Source organism: Oenococcus kitaharae, assembly GCF_025758695.1.
In the GTDB taxonomy this organism is placed as follows: Bacteria; Bacillota; Bacilli; order Lactobacillales; family Lactobacillaceae; genus Oenococcus; species Oenococcus kitaharae_A.
In genome coordinates this window covers 528,348-544,298 of record NZ_JANJQP010000002.1, presented here as the reverse complement: position 1 = coordinate 544,298, position 15,951 = coordinate 528,348, and the positions used below count along the sequence as shown (strand labels likewise).

The window sequence follows — 15,951 nt, the reverse complement described above, 5'->3', positions numbered from 1 at the left end:
TGAAATAATCACATTCTCGAAAAATTCAGAGATGGATCCGTATTCAAATCCAGCCCTGAAAAACGGCCGGCTTTAAAATTCAGATATGCGGCTGCACCAATCATCGCCGCATTATCACCTGCCAGTGAAATCGGCGCCTCTGTCAGTTTCAAATGATAGGTCTGGGCCAGATGCTCAATCGCTGTGCGCAAAGCTAGATTTGCCGCAACACCACCACCTAGAAGAAGCTGCACGGGTTGAAACACTTGAATTGCGGCTTCGGTTTTTTCAATAATCGCTTCCACAACCGCTTTTTGAAAACTCGCCGCAACATCATTTTTATTAATCTGCTCGGAAAGCTGATCAGCATGATGCACATAATTTAAAACAGACGACTTCAAGCCGGAAAAAGAAAAATCAAAGGTGTTTTCCGTGTGTGCGATCGGAAAATGAATGTTGGCTTGCCCCTTTGCTGCCATTTCCTGCATTTCTTTGCCGGCAGGATAATTCAGCCCGAGAATGCGGCCCACTTTATCAAAAGCCTCGCCGGCGGCATCATCTAGAGTTGTGCCGATAATTTGAAAAGAGTTTTCCTTTGCCATCCAAAGCAATTCGGTATGTCCGCCAGAAACCATCACAGCCATAGCTGGATAACTGGTCGGCTGGACAAAATTAGCTGCGCTGATATGCCCTGCTAAGTGATTAACAGCAATAAAGGGCAGGCCGTGAACCATCGCAAACGTTTTACCGGCCATTAAGCCAATCAATAAAGAACCAACCAGCCCAGGGCCGTATGTCGCAGCCACTGCCGATAGTTGTGCAGCCGGATTAGTTATGGATGCCTCCTGCAGGGCTTCTTTTGTCACACGGTTGATCCACTCCAAATGGTGCCTGCTGGCGACCTCCGGAACAATCCCGCCAAAGCGTTGATGACTGGCAATTTGCGTTGCCACAATATTACTGAGAATTTCGTGACCGTTTTTTACAACTGCTGCACTGGTCTCATCCGCCGAAGACTCAAAGGCCAAAATTAAATTATCTTGTTTTGCTGTCAAAACAGCCACTCCATTTCTATTGCATCTTCGTGATCATCATTATAGTAACCAATCAATTCCGATTTTTTCTTAAAACCAATTTTTTCATATAAACGGCGTGCATGTGCATTAGACCGGCGTACTTCCAGCGTGAGGCGCTGCAAATGATTTAGTTGGGCGATTTTCCCAGCATAGTTCAGCAAGTAACTGCCTAACCCTTTGCTTTGCCATATTGGCAGCACAGCAATATTTGTAATATGCAAGTCCTTGCTGTTGCGGCGATATGTCAATCCAATAAATGCAATCGCCTGTCCCTCGACACTGGCCGAAAGATATAAATTGTGCCGGCCGTAAGCAATCTCAGTCACAAAAGCCAATTGATTCCAGGGAGCTAGTCCAGTATAAACAGCTTCCTCAATAGCAACAAGTTTTTTGCTGTCCTCTAGGTCCGCCTGTCGAATCAACACTTTTTTCCCGGCAATCGAAATCTCATGCTCAGTAGATCCTTCGATTTTTTTAGACTTCAGAAACATATTTGGCGTAGTCTCCATCACCGGCGTCCGGATGTTTTTTCAGCCAAGCCATTTCAGCAGCCGTCTTGCGCAAATAACGCGGCGCAAAACTATCAGCATCAGCCCTTGCGGCTGATAAGCCTTGCTGTGCTAATAATTTGGCATCAATGAGTTTTTCTGATGGCTGTTCGATAAACTTCAATCCTGCTGTTTGGATTTCCGCTTTAAAATCATCACCTGTCCCCTGTTCGAAGACAAAAATACTGTTTTTCGGAGCTTTGGACAAAAAATCTGTAAATGGCCAATGCCCTTCATCATCCAAAGGCTTCCCTGGGCGGCAAATAGCAGCAAAAACATTGTGGTTGCGGGCATTGATCATCGGCAGATAGCTAGTTGTATTGGGATCGGTGGCCGATAAGCGTGCACTAAGGGCAATCATTTCCAGCGTTGATACAGGAACTAATTCAGCAAATGTCTGGCCGGCGATCATTTTGGCCACGGCCGCACCTATTCGAAGGCCTGTAAAAGATCCTGGCCCGGCCGTCAATGCAATCCTGTCCAATTGGTCAAAGGACCAGCCGGCTTTTGTCATCAATGCCTGAATAGCTGGCAGAATTTTCATTGAATGCGTGCGCGCTTCGTCTTTTGTGTGTTCGTGTGCAAAAAAAAGGCCGGTCGAAGAATCTAACAGGCCAACATTTAAACTTGATCCACTTGTATCAATCGATAAAATCTTCATTATTTTTGATCATCGTAGCCGTTAGGATGCTTTGTCATCCAATTCCAGGCCGTTTTCATTTCGTCTTCCACATTACTGAGTTTAGGATCCCAACCCAGCACTTCCTTGGCCTTTTTAGGACTGGCAACAAGAGCATCCGGATCACCAGCGCGGCGAGGGCCGACTTCGACTTTAAAATCAACACCAGTAATTTTTTTAGCAGCATCGATCAGCTGCTTGTTTGACATTCCTTGTTCAGTCCCCAAATTGAAACGATTAGACTTGTTTTCCCGCTGCAGATAGCCTAAAGCCAGGACGTGGGCATCTGCTAGATCAACAACATGGACATAATCGCGCACGTTGGTGCCGTCAGGCGTATTATAATCATCCCCAAAAATGACCATTTTATCTTTTTTGCCTTGAGCTGTCTTTAAAATATTAGGAATCATGTGGCTTTCGGGATTATGGTCTTCTCCGATCGAACCATCTGGTTTGGCACCGGCAACATTGAAATAACGCAGTGCAACCCCTTTGATACCGTGGGCTTGATCGCACCAACCCATGATTTCTTCCATCTGCAGTTTTGTCAGACCATAAGGGTTAATCGGTTTTTGCGGTTCCTCTTCAGTGATTGGATTATGCTCAGGCACGCCATAAGTAGCAGCAGAGGACGAGAAAACGATTTTTTTAACATCATGGTCACGCATTGCTTCCAGCAAAGAAATCACACCATATGTATTATTGTCAAAGTAAAAAAGTGGTTTTGCCATTGATTCGCCAACTTGTGTCAAAGCGGCGAAGTGTACAACAGCATCGAAATTATTCTCATCAAAAATCTTTTTCATGGCCGCTTTGTCCCGCACATCAGCCTCATAAAAGGGCACTTGCGCAGGCACAGCAGCGCGGTGGCCAGTCCAAAGATTGTCGACAACCGTCACCTGATCGCCGTGAGCCAGCAATCTATCGACTGTATGCGATCCAATATAACCAGCACCACCCGTTACTAAAACATTCATGTGAACCTCCTATTATCTTCCAAATCTCTCCTTGACAATATTATCACTTGCATTACCGCCACTCAATTTCTGCAGTTGCATTAATGACAGAATCATCAGAAATTTCGTGAATACTTGTCAAAGGGTTAACAAATTGCGTTTTGGAAGCCACGGTTTGACCCTCTAAAATCTCCTTCGTGTATTTAACAATAATGCGCTTGGCCTCGTGATGCAGCAAAAAATCCTCTTTAATCGGCAGCAAAAAATACTTCAGATAATTTGAATTGTTCACATGCTGATTCGTATCGATATCAAAGTAAGTGCTCTTGACCTCCTCAACGGCAATAGCACTGCCGGTAAAAGTGCGATCCAGCAAATTCGGGCTCGGCAGTTTTTCCAGATGCTCGACACTCTGCCCATTCAGCGGATCGACAAATTCATTTAGCAGCGAAACAAGACGCCGGCGTTTTAAATTAATCATGGCCCACAAGGAATCAATATGAATTAAGAGATTGCCATCGGCATCATAAAAATCAAAAACACGCAGTGCAAAGAATTGATTGCGTTTTTTCGGATCAGTCGTCAAACGAATTTTTTCGCCAGAATCCGGCCGGCGGTTAATTTGAATATCATACTGCAGCAAGACCCAACCGCGGTCAATTGCATGCAGCTCTTTCATACCAATCCCCATTTCAGCCGTCTGTTGGATGCTGCTAGCTATAGCCAATTCGGCAATCATAGGGATGGACAATTTAGCCGTTCGGTCGCAATAGAAATCTTTAATATATAAATCTTCGGAATAAATTTTGGACATTAGTTCTCCTTATGATAAATATCGTAAACCTGTGCACGATGCAGGCCGCTAGCCTTAGCCAAAGCTTTGATTGCGTCGATGGCCTTTTCACCATGGTCAATACGCCGCTGGACAGCTTCTTTGATACTAGCCTCAGATAACGTATTTTCCTGAGGGACGGGGTGCAGTAAGATCACAAATTCCCCGCGCGGCTCATTTTCTGCCACAAAATCCAAGGCCTGAGCAAGGCTGCCGCGAAAATAAGATTCGAATTTCTTGGTAAGTTCGCGGGCCAGAACAACTTGTGCCTGCTCGGAAAATTGTTCCTGCATCGCCGATAATGTCTTTTGAATACGATAAGGCGATTCGTAGAAAATCAATGTCGCATCCACATTCTGCCAAGCTGATAATAATTGCTGCTGTTCACTGCTCTTTTTGGGCAAAAAACCAATAAAGGCAAAACGTTCAGCCGGCAAACCGCTGGCAATTAAAGCTGTCATACCTGCAGTTGGGCCAGGCAGGCTGATCACGTCAATGCCGGCCTTAATTGCTGCTAGAACCAATTCGTGGCCAGGATCCGAAATAGACGGCATGCCGGCATCGGAAATTTGTGCAATAGTCGTGCCTGCTTTTAATTTTTCAATCAGTTCCGGTACCCGTTGAGCATAATTATGTTCATGGAGGCTGATGAGAGGCTTTTTGATCTGAAAATGCTGCAGCAAAATCCCGGAATGCCGTGTATCTTCAGCCGCGATCAAATCGACTTCTTTTAAAACAGATAATGCCCTGAGCGTAATATCTGTCAAATTGCCGATTGGCGTCGGGACAAGATAAAGTTTGCCATATTTACTTGTCTGAAAACTTTTTTGTTCCATCACTTATCCTTAATGCTTCAAGTGCAAAAGTCTCTAAAATCACCTGCCAGGCAACATTGAATCGCTGCCGGGACGAGATGTCCAGCCAGCAAGCCAATATATCAGCGGTTTTCGTATCCTTTTGCTGTTTTAAAACATGGCTGAGACCGTAACTGACCCCAGCAGCAAACAAACGCTGATGATCAATCGTGTCGGCAAAGGTGATTAAATCCGTTTGAACAAAAGCAAAAGCCCGGTAATCACCCGTCAGTATCATTGACAACCATTTATCGATCGCATTTTTAAGGTTAATCGCAAAGCCAGCCAATAAAAAGGTCTGTGCTTCTTCTAAAGAAGTGCTGACAGCGCTGACAAAAGCGGCATCTTCTTGCGATAACCCATCGGCCACGAGCCGTGATTGCACTTCTCGACCGAAAGTTTTCGGCATCTGGATCAGCTGTACACGCGATAAAATAGTCGGCAGAATCTGATTAAAAACAGCTGCCTGAAAAAAGAAATATTGATTGTCAAAAGGCTCCTCAATCAATTTTAAAATTGAATTTGCAGCGGCATCGGTCATTTGATCCGCGTGATCAATCACTGCAATTCGAGCTTGTGATGATTTTTCGGAGAAGAAAATCTGCAACTCGCGCATCTGATCAACTGAAAGTGTTTTTTTGCCCGTCAAAAGATCTACCTGCATCAATTGGCCATTCTCAAAAACGTTCTCTGAGGAGTTTTCGTGAAGGATTTCAGCAGCAAGGGCTGCGATGAAATTATGTATTTGGTCTTGGCTTTGACCAAGAAAAAGGTAAGCATGCGAGAGCTTACCGGCATCGATTAATTGAAGAAAACGATCTTGCAACGAATTCACTTTTAAGGTCATGGCCGACATTAAAAGTGTTGAAAATCCTCGACGGCTTGTACGATAATAGTCGCACCGCCAATCTCTACCTCAATAGGCTCGCCAATTGTGTCCAAACTCATATCCAAGCCAACTGGTGGTGTGACAAACTGTTTTCGCGTCTTAGAATGTTCTTTGATCACATCAATTGTCTTATTGACATCTTCGTCACTGACAGCAATCAAAAAAGTCGAGTTGCCAGACCGCAAAAATCCCCCGGCTGAGGCCAAACGCGTTGCTCGAATATTATTTTCCACTAAGGCATTGGCAACTGAAGAAGCGTCTTTGTCCTGTACAATTGCAGTAATAAGTTTCATATTTTACCTTTCAAACTTTCTTGAATTAATTGTAAAGCATTATCCGCAATTTTTTCAGCCCTTTCACAAGCATCGATGACTTTTATACGCCCAGGATCAGCTTGCGCAAGCTGCAGATAAGTCTGACGGACCTTTTGATGAAAAGCCAAGGGATCCTGGTCCATACGATCAACATCATTTTTGCGGTGTTTCATAATTCTTGCGAGGCCGACTTCGCTAGGCAAGTCGAGCAGCAGTGTCAAGTCCGGCTGCAAGCCGGCAGTAGCGAAGAGGTTGATTTGGCGAACTTCTTGAACCCCTAAGCTGCGGCCGCCGCCCTGATAAGCAATCGATGAATCGAGAAAACGATCCGAAAGAATAATTTTGCCAGCTGCTAAGGCAGGCCGAATCTTCTCAGTCACGTGCTGAGCTCTGGCAGCGGCAAACAGCAAAGCCTCGGTACGGGCATCCATTTCCGAGTAATCATTATTTAAAATGATTTTTCTGATTGCCTCAGAGATACGCACACCGCCCGGTTCGCGCGTTTGAAAAAACCGGTCGCCCAGCAAGGCATGCAGTTTGGGCGTTAAGCGGTCAATTAAGCTGGACTTGCCAGCGCCATCAGGCCCCTCGATTGAAATAAAATAGCCACGACTCATTTACGGACTCCAATATCTTTTAGGCGAATCTGGCGTATCAAATAGGCTTGTTTGTCTTTGGCCAGCATCGTTTTAGCATGAATAATACGCTGATTGACATGCCCGGATTGCAAATTTCTTTCTGTCTGAAGAGCAGCATCGTAAGCATCTTGGAGACGCCCGACAGCAGCAATCAGATTTTCGTGGAAAAATTCGCTATAAGAAATTTTTTTACCCCAGATCATATTTCTGTCCTCCCATTAACAGCTTGCGTCAATGTCAGCTGGTCGGCGTAGTTAACATTTGTTCCCATTGATAATCCTAACGCCAGACGCGTTACTTTGATCCCAGCCGGCTTGATAAGACGACCCAGGTACAAAGTCGTCGCCTCTCCTTCTGTGGATGCGTTCAATCCGATAATCACCTCTTTGACCTCTGGGTGATCGGACAGGCGGGTGATCAAACTGCTCACATTAATGTCCTCTGGTCCGCGCCCTGCCATTGGCGACAAAACGCCGTTCAGTACGTGATAAAGACCGTGATAATCGTGTGTGCTTTCAATAGCCATCTCATCTTGGCTGTCTTCAACAACAAAAATTTTACTTTGATCGCGAGAAGGATCGCTGCAAATCACACAAGGATTATCACTTTTTGACGTGATAAAGCCGCATACTTGACAAAAAGTCAGATCTGATTTGCTGGCTTTTAAACTTTCTGAAAAATTGCTCACATCTTCTTCTGACATGCCTAAGGTATAAAAAGCCAGCCGAGTGGCTGTCTTTCTGCCGATACCCGGCAACTTGCTATATGATTCAATCAATTTTGCAATCGCATCAGGATACTGCATAAATTATTTCTCACCCTTCACTTTGACAATATTTCCAAATAACTTTTCTGCCTTTTCAACCACATCGGCATTGTCACCAGCTTCTTCAGGCACAGCTTCACTAGATTTTTCAGGAATATCCGGTTGCAGTTGTGGGCTTTGGCTTAAAGCGGCTTGGCTATCTGCTTCGTTTTTTTTTAACTCAGGTACCGGCATCGGCGGATCAATATCAGCACCATGCAGTTTGGCAATATAATTCTTTTTTAAAGTCATCCAAGCGGTATCGCTGATAAAAACGAGCTGGTAATCGACTCCTAATAAATCTGATAGGCTTTCTGCTAGTTTGCCAACAAAATCAGCTGTCTCAGCTGCCGCATCAGCCAATTCAGGATGGTTAAAGGCAAAAATCAAGGCAGTTCGGCTGGCCGCGACCGGTTCAGCATTTTCGGCCAACATCAGGACTGCCGGATCAAAATCGGCTTGAATATCAGGCCAAGCGTCTTGAACTGCACGCAGCTCTTCTTTAACAGCTTCGGCCATCACGTGCCAAGCCGCTGCACTATCGGTACTAACCGGCGTTGAACTTGTTAGTACTTTTTTTGTCGGAATCTGTTGTTCGACAGTTCGCGGCTGATCTACAGGCTGCGCGGGCTGACTATCTTCGTCAGCTTCGCTGCTTGAATTGCCATGAGCATTGTCTAATTGTTGGGCCACTGGAGTATTATCTGCTGCTTGTTCACTTGGTTCAGCGGCATCAGCAGCCGAGTCAACTGGAACCTGATCAGCGATGGCATCCTGTTTAGGCTGCAACTCGCTTTGCTGTGAAACAATTTTGACAGCCAAAATCTCTAAGTAGAGCTCTGGTCGAGTCGTTTGTTTCATTTTTGCTAAGCTGTCAGCAACCAAATCAATGACTTGTTGGAAAACAGCATTATGATAACCGGCCGAAAATGCCTGAATCTTCTGGCTATCGGTTTCCTTGACCAACTCAGGCGCAATTTTGACCAGCATGAGATTTTTTAATAGAACCAGCAGATCTTCAGCAAAACGAACAGGGTCTTTGCCGTCAAGCAGCAAACGGTGCAGGTCTTCAAAAGCCTGGTCAGTCTGTTTATTGAGCAGGTGGCCAAGGAAACCCAGCTGATCATCGATTCGGCTGCTCCCTGTAATTTCAAAAGCATCTGACAATTCGATTCGGCCGGTCGTCGAAACAGCAACAGCCTGATCAAGAATTGACAAAGCATCCCGCAGCCCGCCGTCAGAAGCGTTTGCAATTACAGTCAAGGCCTCAGGATCGTAGGCAATTTTTTGATCATCCAAGACGTACTGCAAACGGGCAACGATATCTTCAACACTGATACGCCGAAAATCAAAACGCTGTACACGGCTGAGAATCGTTGCTGGTATTTTCTGAGGCTCGGTTGTTGCCAAAATAAATTTAACTTGCGCCGGCGGCTCCTCGATTGTCTTCAAGAGTGCATTAAAAGCGCCGGTCGACAGCATATGTACTTCATCAATGATATAAATCTTAAAAGGATATTCAATCGGTGCGTAATTGGCAGCATCGCGAAGATTGCGGATCTCGTCAACACCATTATTGGAAGCCGCGTCGATTTCGATAATATCTGTAAAAGTATCCTGGTCGCTATCAGAAGGAATTCCTTCAATTTCGCGCGCAAAAATCTTGGCCACCGAAGTCTTGCCAGTGCCGCGAGGACCGGCAAACAGATAAGCATGCCCGACTTTATTCTCTTTCAGCGCATTTTCCAGCGTCTGTGCGATTACTTTTTGGCCGACCAAATCACTAAAAGTGCGCGGCCGGTATTGTCGATAAAGTGCTTTATACATTAATAAAATTCTAACATTGCAGAAATAAAAACGAGCACAGCGCCTGACTAGTTTAAGGCTGCTACATTCCTGTCCTGACCTGATTCACTAGCGGCGTTTGCCCGCTATTCCATTATACCGGATTTTGACTGGAACTATGAATTCAAGGGCAGAATCACATGACTTTTTTCCAAATTAAGCTGATAGTGCTGAACAGTCTTGGGGTGAAGCGTGTATTGCATATCACTGCCAAAAATATATAAACGCAGCTTGGTCTGGTCAGTCAGACGATAAACAGTCGGCTGCAAATAGAAAACGGCCTGGACATATCGATCGGGCTTTAGTTGGTTGATTTTCCCAGGCCCTTTCAGATTCTGCAGATTCAGATGACCGTTTGCGATCAAGTGAGCCTTCACTGATTGCTTGAAGAAATCACGCAAAGGGACTTGCCTGTCGCCAAGACTCAATTGAAAACCACGGTTTAAGATTGCCTTAGTTGTTTGGCTAGCATGTTCTTTAGCATCTAATTCGACTAAAGCTGCTGTGACCAGGCCAACGGTCCGATCTGTCTGAATGCGCAAATCAACCTGCACGCGGCCATTAATCGTTGCCTCGCCAAATGATGGCAGATCAAAAACAGCAGTAGATTTGGCAAAACGCGCATCACCTGCATAGAAATCTTTTTCGTAGCTTGTGTAATCGTGATAGTTTTCCCGATAAATCTGGCCCAGATCATCATCATAGCCAGCTGTCTTGGCACTCGACAATGCAGCCAAAACAGTAGATTGATGGCGTTCACTTTTAGCCCAATCCTGCTGGCTGTGCCAAATTTCCGGATCCAGATTATCTTCTACCATGACATCCGGCAAGCTTTTTTCAACCTGATTATCTTGGCCATAAAGCTCATGGCTGAGCCATAGATTACAGATATCTAGGTAATCCAAAGAACGAATATCATGCGGGCTGATATGCCGGCCCTGGTGAAGAATCACTTTGGCTGCTGCGTTCCCTGTTCCCTTCAGACTTTTTAGGATATTGAAAACATTGATCGGTTTAACATTCCAATCGTTCAATCCATGAGTATATAAACAATCAATTTTAATGTTGCCTGCGTCTTTTAGATAATTGCGCTTGTCCCAAAAAGCTGTGTAATTACCCGTTGTACGGTCTTCTTCAACCTTCATTTCTGCTAAACTGTCCTGAAAAATCTGCTTGCTTTTTGCCATTTCAGCAGCATCAAACCAGCGCGAAAATGTGTCTAATGCTAAAACATCAGCGTCTTCGCCCTGAAAACCGCCAGGTGCGACCACCAGACCGTTCTCACGGTAGTAGTCATACCAAGAAGAGATAGCCGATTCGGAGATAATGGTCTTCAGCCCAGCTGGATTGCGTGTCGCACAAGCTGTTGCCAAAGTTCCAAGATAGCTGCGGCCAGTCATGGCTACCGAACCATTAGACCAGTCGGCATGGAGACTATGGCTAGCTGTTTTATCTGTAAAAGCTAGACGGTGTCCACTTAAATACTCGATGGCTGCACAACAAGCAATCGTCTCATCGGGCCCGCCGGAAGAACGCAGGCCGTCTGACCCGCGTGTGCCAGGGCCGGCATAATAAGCCACCGCATAACCGCGGGCCAAAAAATAATCATTCAATGGAAAAGAGGCAGCGCCACTTTTCAAAGTCTGTTGAAAAGCAGCTGACTGGCTTTGTTGATCAGCGGTCAAGGCTGGTAAAAGCACTTGGTCGTCAGCAATTGGTTGATCAGCAAAATCAAAATTGTCTTTAACTGCTAAGTCACCATCCGGGTTATGAACATCCTCGGCCATATCGTTCGTGCCGTAATAATAGGGACTGGCCGTTAAAATAATCGGTACCTTTAAATCGGGACCGGACTGTTTGGGCCGCGTCAAAACCAACTGAATTAAATCATTTTTGCCGTCATGATCGCCATCTAATTGGGAATCAACATAAACAGCTTCACTAATCAAATCAGATTTTGGGACAACGGCCAGTGTTTTACCGGCGAAAAACAAAGGCAAAGGCAGATCCTGCGGCCAAGCTTTTCGCAAATAACCGTCATTGACCAGGTTGTCAATCAGGCTTAAACCGTTTGCTGAACGCAAATTCAAAGCATTGAACATAAACTGCACCAAATTAGCTGTATCGACTGTCTCATCAGACAGAATTTTCTGACCGCTCTTTGTTAAAAAGTCTCTGCTGGCTGTCAATTCAAAATCAAGCCCGGCATTAAAATCCAGTATTTGGCAAATAGCCGCATAGAATTGTTCAGCAGGGAGTTCGGTCAGCGTATTTTGCCATAATTGGTCCAACGGCACAGTATCGACAATCAAGATATTGGCCTGAGCTTCTATCAAGCTCTGTTTTGACTGGCAATTAGGAAACAGATGGTCAAAAAAATGCTTCAGATTGACCGAAAACGACTGTTTGACAAATTGGTCGTCAATCATATGAATCTTTTTAAGCTCCTCGGCCGGATTAAAAGATGAATAATCGCTAAATGCGTTATATCGGAATTGCTCAGTCAAAATAAAACCCCTTCATCGTAGATAATTTATCTCTAAGTATAGTAAAAAAACCGCATGAGGCGGTCAATATTATCTCAATCAGCTTGGGTGCCGGTACTTTCTCACCAAAGCCTTGCGAGCTTCTTCTAACAGAACCATTGGAACCGGGATACATACTAACAGCAGCCATTCATTGCTGTTTAGCGGACCGGTCTGAAACAGGTTCTGTAAGAAAGGCACATACATCAGCAACAACAGCAGCAGGATTTCAAATAAAATCCCAAAATCAATGTGATAATTTGAGAAAACGCCGATTTTAAAGACTGACGTTCGCTGTGTTCTGGCATTCAATGCTGCAGCAATTTGGAAGAAAACGATCCCAGCTAGCGTCATTGTGGTGGCTTTTCGATAATCGCCTCCCGACGATACCAAAGCTTGGCCAGGCCAGCCAAAAGTCCAGTTGGCGAAGAAGTAAGCAGCCGTTGAGATGATTGAGCCCCAAAGTCCATACCAGGCAAATGCCTTTAGCAAAAGATTTTTCGTCAGCAAATGAGCATGCCGATCCCGTGGAGGCTGATCCATCACGCCGGCTTCTATTTTTTCAGCACCCAGTCCCAAGGCTGGCAGCATATCAGTTCCTAAGTCAACCGTTAAAATCTGCATAACAGTCAAAGAGAGCGGAATCGTCCCTCCCGAGAGCAAAAACAGCACGGATGGAACAGCTTCCGGCAAATTGGAATTTAAAATATACAACAAAAACTTTTGGATATCTGCGTAAACAACTCGTCCTTCTTCAATGGCAGCCACGATGGACGCAAAATTATCGTCTGTCAGAATCATATCGGCGGCATCCTTGGCCACATCGGTGCCTGTTACACCCATTGCCACACCAATATTGGCCTTCTTTAGGGCTGGCGCATCGTTGACGCCATCACCAGTGGACGCCACAATATGCCCCATGGATTGCAAGGCTGTGACAATTTGATATTTTTGTTCAGGTGCTACACGAGCAAAAATAATCTCACCTGCCAACGCATCCGTGAGCTGATCAGTCGTCATTTTGGAAAGTTCTGCACCTGTCACAACACGAGCTGATTCAGAGACAAGGCCGATCCTTGTTGCGATCGATTTGGCGGTTAATTCAGAATCACCAGTCACCATGATGATTTTGATACCGGCTGCATGTGCCTTGCGGATAGCTTCATATATTTCCGGTCGCGGCGGGTCGGACATAGCGGCCAGGCCAACAAAGATCAGATGCTGCTCGCAATTGCTGACATGATAAGTCTTAGGGTCGCTATCATCTTGAAAGCTGCGATAGGCAAAAGCTAAAGAACGCAGGCCATCACCAGCATAACGCCGGTTTGCTGCGAGAATTTCGGTCTTGTCATCATCAGTGATAGCACGCTCAACACCGTGATCCAAAATACGGTCTGTCACTGACAAAACAAAATCCAAAGCACCTTTAGTCAGAATAAGGCGTTTGCCGTCGCCGGCTTGATGAATGGTTGACATACGCTGGCGTCTGGAATCAAAGGTCAGTTCATGAATTCGCGGTAAAGTTTGTTTCAAAGTGGCTAAATCGATACCTGATTTTTGCGCCAGGATAACCAGAGACGCCTCAGTTGGTGTGCCAATGATTTTCGGGCGGTCCTTTAAGGATTTGGCCGGCTGTACCTCAGTGTCGTTATCGAGGCTGGCAATCGTGATCAATTGTTTTAGGGTCGGATGCCTGTCTAAATGAATTGGTTTGTTTTTTTCGCGAATCTGGCCATTTTTCACATAGCCTTCCCCAGTCACCTCATACTCGGATTCTTTAGTCCAAACATGGTTAATCGTCATTTGGTTCTGCGTCAGCGTACCCGTCTTATCGGTGGCAATCACAGTCGTTTCGCCTAAAGTCTCGACAGAATTGAGATTTTTAACCAACGCATTTTTGCGTGCCATACGTTGGACGGCTTGTGCTAAAGACAGGGTCACAGTCGGCAAAAGCCCTTCCGGAATAAATGCGACGATCATGCCTAGAGCAAAAATGAAGGATTTGGCGATTGGATTTTTCACAAAGAAAACAGCGGCAAGAAAAAACAGGGTCCCAATTGAGACCGCAATAATTGATAATTGTCGAGTCAGGCGATTGAGTTCCAAATGAAGCGGTGAATCGACTTGTTTAGTGGATTGGGTCAAACGGGCAATCTGGCCAAACTCCGTCTTCATACCGGTCGCTAAAGCAATTGCCAGCCCGCTGCCGCTGGCAACAGTCGTACCAGCATAAACCAGATTACTATATGCAAATTTACCGGCTCCCTTTGCAAAGGCAGAAGATTTGCTGACAAGCAGGGATTCGCCAGTTAAGGCTGATTCATCAACCTCCAGTTCGTCTGATTCAATGATCCGTGCATCAGCAGAAACAGAATTGCCGGCCTGAACCGAAAAAATATCGCCAGGAACCAGTTGTGTGGCATCAATCTGCTGCAGTTTGCCATCCCGATAAACATGTGCATACGTTGGCAGCAGTTTCATCAAAGAATCGGTCGCTTTTTTTGCAGCAAACTCCTGCCAAAAAGAGAAGAGGCCGTTAATCACATTGACAGTCCAGATCGCGACGCCCAGTTCGCTCATGCCGGCAAAGATTGCAATCACACCAGACACCCAAAGCAAAACAGCCATCATGCTTGAAAATGATTTAAAAAAAGCCTTCAATTGAGACTCGCCGCGAGCTTTGCTGATAATATTCGGACCGGATAACTTTAACTGCGAAGCTGCCTGTGCAGTCGACAACCCTTGGCTGCTTGAAGAAAATTTGCGGTAAAGCTCGTCTAATTCAGTCCGGGCTAATTGCTCATCGTCCATATATTTGCCTCGATAACATCCAACACCAGCCTGTTTGCATTAATTATCATTTGACGGCCAAAACAGGCTTGCGCTTTTCTGTGATCATTGTATATCTATCCAAGAGTTAGTTAGATGCGATATTTGTAAAAAAATCAGTTTTCACGAAGTTTTCTAAAAAAATCCTGCATTAAAGAAGCCGCCTCATCAGCCATCAGACCGCCTTGGACACTGACAAAATGATTAGCTCGGCTATCCTCTAAGACGCGATACAAAGAGGCCACGGCACCAAATTTAGGGTCTTTGGCGCCGTAAAAAAGTTCCGGCAAACGGCTTTGAATAATGGCACCGCAACACATCACACAAGGTTCAATCGTGACAAACAGCTGACAGCCGGTCAACCGCCAATTACCAACCAGCTTATTTGCACGCTCAATCACGAGCTTTTCTGCATGAGCCGTCGCACTGCCTAACTGTTCTTTGCGATTATGATCAGAAACAAGCAGTTGGCCATCCTTAACTAGGACTGCACCGATTGGCACCTCGCCTTCCAAAAAAGCCTGTTTGGCTTCGTTTAAAGCCTGCTGCATGAAATATTCATTGCTTGGTTGATCGTAAGACATAGTATCCCTTATCGCGTTTTAAGATTTCAACATTGCCAAAGGCGGCCATCAAATTTTTTTCAGCTGAAGGCGCGCCCTGCTTTTTTTGCAAAACAGCAAAAATCATACCGCCGGAAGACAAATGTTTCCTAGCCTCTGTCAGCATTTTCGTGACGACTTGTTTGCCGGCACGAATAGGCGGATTGACGACGATGGCTGCAAACTCGCCATTCAGGCCATCATAAATATTTGATTGCAGCACTTCAGCATCCAACTGATTTCGCTGTAAATTCTCTTTTGCCAGCGCCAATGAGCGCAGATTAATATCTGTCATGGTCAACTCGCGCCTTGGATCCAGCGATTTCAGCGCAACACCAACAACGCCGTAACCGCAGCCCAAATCTAAGATAAACCCCGATCGTATTTCCGAATAATGATCGGCTACACAATCCAGCAGTACCCGCGTACCGTAATCAATGCGATTTTTCGAAAAAACGCCGGCATCTGTTTTGAAAAAAAAGGTCTTGCCTGAGAAATCAAAGGAAATTTCCTGATAATCATGTTGGGAACTAGGTTCAGCTGTAAAATATTGTTCGTTTTTATCTGTCATATTTCAATT

The 15,951-nt window shown here is 45.3% G+C and carries 16 protein-coding genes and 1 other RNA gene; all 17 read right to left on the bottom strand.

Annotated features, from left to right (window positions below):
• Window positions 1-8: 8 nt before the first annotated feature.
• The 17 genes from tsaD to NRF22_RS06025 all read right to left on the bottom strand — a co-directional run bounded on the left by tsaD (window position 9) and on the right by NRF22_RS06025 (window position 15,942).
• Entirely contained in the window at window positions 9-1,034 is a 1,026-nt protein-coding gene (gene tsaD, locus NRF22_RS06105) for a tRNA (adenosine(37)-N6)-threonylcarbamoyltransferase complex transferase subunit TsaD (RefSeq protein WP_263779697.1), read from the bottom strand.
• Entirely contained in the window at window positions 1,031-1,546 is a 516-nt protein-coding gene (gene rimI / locus NRF22_RS06100) for a ribosomal protein S18-alanine N-acetyltransferase (protein WP_263779695.1), read from the bottom strand. Before rimI ends, tsaD begins: the two co-directional genes overlap by 4 nt.
• Window positions 1,530-2,264 (bottom strand): tRNA (adenosine(37)-N6)-threonylcarbamoyltransferase complex dimerization subunit type 1 TsaB, encoded by a 735-nt coding sequence (gene tsaB / locus NRF22_RS06095; protein ID WP_263779693.1) that lies wholly within the window; start codon window positions 2,262-2,264, stop codon window positions 1,530-1,532. The genes rimI and tsaB overlap by 17 nt, the downstream gene beginning before the upstream one ends.
• Window positions 2,264-3,259 (bottom strand): UDP-glucose 4-epimerase GalE, encoded by a 996-nt coding sequence (gene galE, locus NRF22_RS06090; RefSeq protein WP_263779692.1) that lies wholly within the window; start codon window positions 3,257-3,259, stop codon window positions 2,264-2,266. Before galE ends, tsaB begins: the two co-directional genes overlap by 1 nt.
• Window positions 3,260-3,311: 52 nt before the next feature.
• The gene (locus tag NRF22_RS06085) at window positions 3,312-4,052 is read right to left on the bottom strand and encodes an acyl-[acyl-carrier-protein] thioesterase (protein ID WP_263779691.1); all 741 of its coding nucleotides are present in this window, start codon (window positions 4,050-4,052) and stop codon (window positions 3,312-3,314) included.
• The gene (rsmI, locus tag NRF22_RS06080; protein WP_263779690.1) at window positions 4,052-4,906 is read right to left on the bottom strand and encodes a 16S rRNA (cytidine(1402)-2'-O)-methyltransferase; all 855 of its coding nucleotides are present in this window, start codon (window positions 4,904-4,906) and stop codon (window positions 4,052-4,054) included. Before rsmI ends, NRF22_RS06085 begins: the two co-directional genes overlap by 1 nt.
• Window positions 4,878-5,771, bottom strand: coding sequence for a DNA polymerase III subunit delta' (locus NRF22_RS06075; protein WP_263779689.1), 894 nt, complete (start codon window positions 5,769-5,771; stop codon window positions 4,878-4,880). Before NRF22_RS06075 ends, rsmI begins: the two co-directional genes overlap by 29 nt.
• An 8-nt stretch (window positions 5,772-5,779) precedes the next feature.
• A complete protein-coding gene (locus NRF22_RS06070) occupies window positions 5,780-6,106 on the bottom strand; it encodes a cyclic-di-AMP receptor (RefSeq protein ID WP_007747206.1) in 327 nt (108 codons plus the stop codon).
• Complete coding sequence (gene tmk / locus NRF22_RS06065) at window positions 6,103-6,744, bottom strand: dTMP kinase (protein ID WP_263779688.1); 642 nt, start codon at window positions 6,742-6,744, stop codon at window positions 6,103-6,105. The genes NRF22_RS06070 and tmk overlap by 4 nt, the downstream gene beginning before the upstream one ends.
• Window positions 6,741-6,968 carry a hypothetical protein gene (locus NRF22_RS06060; RefSeq protein ID WP_263779687.1) on the bottom strand — a complete coding sequence of 76 codons (228 nt, stop codon included), beginning with the start codon at window positions 6,966-6,968 and terminating at the stop codon, window positions 6,741-6,743. The genes tmk and NRF22_RS06060 overlap by 4 nt, the downstream gene beginning before the upstream one ends.
• Complete coding sequence (gene recR, locus NRF22_RS06055; protein WP_007747210.1) at window positions 6,965-7,570, bottom strand: recombination mediator RecR; 606 nt, start codon at window positions 7,568-7,570, stop codon at window positions 6,965-6,967. The genes NRF22_RS06060 and recR overlap by 4 nt, the downstream gene beginning before the upstream one ends.
• 3 nt (window positions 7,571-7,573) lie before the next feature.
• A complete protein-coding gene (gene dnaX, locus NRF22_RS06050) occupies window positions 7,574-9,397 on the bottom strand; it encodes a DNA polymerase III subunit gamma/tau (RefSeq protein WP_263779686.1) in 1,824 nt (607 codons plus the stop codon).
• A gap of 15 nt (window positions 9,398-9,412) precedes the next feature.
• Window positions 9,413-9,511: signal recognition particle sRNA small type (gene ffs, locus NRF22_RS06045), an RNA gene on the bottom strand.
• A gap of 20 nt (window positions 9,512-9,531) precedes the next feature.
• Window positions 9,532-11,922, bottom strand: coding sequence for a Xaa-Pro dipeptidyl-peptidase (locus tag NRF22_RS06040; protein ID WP_263779685.1), 2,391 nt, complete (start codon window positions 11,920-11,922; stop codon window positions 9,532-9,534).
• Window positions 11,923-12,000: 78 nt separating this feature from the next.
• A complete protein-coding gene (locus NRF22_RS06035; protein WP_263779684.1) occupies window positions 12,001-14,751 on the bottom strand; it encodes a cation-translocating P-type ATPase in 2,751 nt (916 codons plus the stop codon).
• A gap of 134 nt (window positions 14,752-14,885) precedes the next feature.
• On the bottom strand, window positions 14,886-15,353 hold the full coding sequence (locus NRF22_RS06030; protein ID WP_263779683.1) for a nucleoside deaminase: 468 nt from the start codon (window positions 15,351-15,353) through the stop codon (window positions 14,886-14,888).
• Window positions 15,328-15,942, bottom strand: coding sequence for a class I SAM-dependent methyltransferase (locus NRF22_RS06025; RefSeq protein ID WP_263779682.1), 615 nt, complete (start codon window positions 15,940-15,942; stop codon window positions 15,328-15,330). Before NRF22_RS06025 ends, NRF22_RS06030 begins: the two co-directional genes overlap by 26 nt.
• Between the last annotated feature and the right edge of the window lie 9 nt (window positions 15,943-15,951).

Coding starts and splice junctions, on each gene's coding strand:
- galE (WP_263779692.1), bottom strand. CDS start 3,259: ATGAATGTTTTAGTAACGGGTGGTGCTGGTTATATTGGATCGCATACA.
- NRF22_RS06025 (WP_263779682.1), bottom strand. CDS start 15,942: ATGACAGATAAAAACGAACAATATTTTACAGCTGAACCTAGTTCCCAA.
- tsaB (WP_263779693.1), bottom strand. CDS start 2,264: ATGAAGATTTTATCGATTGATACAAGTGGATCAAGTTTAAATGTTGGC.
- NRF22_RS06085 (WP_263779691.1), bottom strand. CDS start 4,052: ATGTCCAAAATTTATTCCGAAGATTTATATATTAAAGATTTCTATTGC.
- NRF22_RS06075 (WP_263779689.1), bottom strand. CDS start 5,771: ATGACCTTAAAAGTGAATTCGTTGCAAGATCGTTTTCTTCAATTAATC.
- tmk (WP_263779688.1), bottom strand. CDS start 6,744: ATGAGTCGTGGCTATTTTATTTCAATCGAGGGGCCTGATGGCGCTGGC.
- rsmI (WP_263779690.1), bottom strand. CDS start 4,906: ATGGAACAAAAAAGTTTTCAGACAAGTAAATATGGCAAACTTTATCTT.
- NRF22_RS06060 (WP_263779687.1), bottom strand. CDS start 6,968: ATGATCTGGGGTAAAAAAATTTCTTATAGCGAATTTTTCCACGAAAAT.
- rimI (WP_263779695.1), bottom strand. CDS start 1,546: ATGTTTCTGAAGTCTAAAAAAATCGAAGGATCTACTGAGCATGAGATT.
- NRF22_RS06070 (WP_007747206.1), bottom strand. CDS start 6,106: ATGAAACTTATTACTGCAATTGTACAGGACAAAGACGCTTCTTCAGTT.
- NRF22_RS06030 (WP_263779683.1), bottom strand. CDS start 15,353: ATGTCTTACGATCAACCAAGCAATGAATATTTCATGCAGCAGGCTTTA.
- recR (WP_007747210.1), bottom strand. CDS start 7,570: ATGCAGTATCCTGATGCGATTGCAAAATTGATTGAATCATATAGCAAG.
- dnaX (WP_263779686.1), bottom strand. CDS start 9,397: ATGTATAAAGCACTTTATCGACAATACCGGCCGCGCACTTTTAGTGAT.
- NRF22_RS06035 (WP_263779684.1), bottom strand. CDS start 14,751: ATGGACGATGAGCAATTAGCCCGGACTGAATTAGACGAGCTTTACCGC.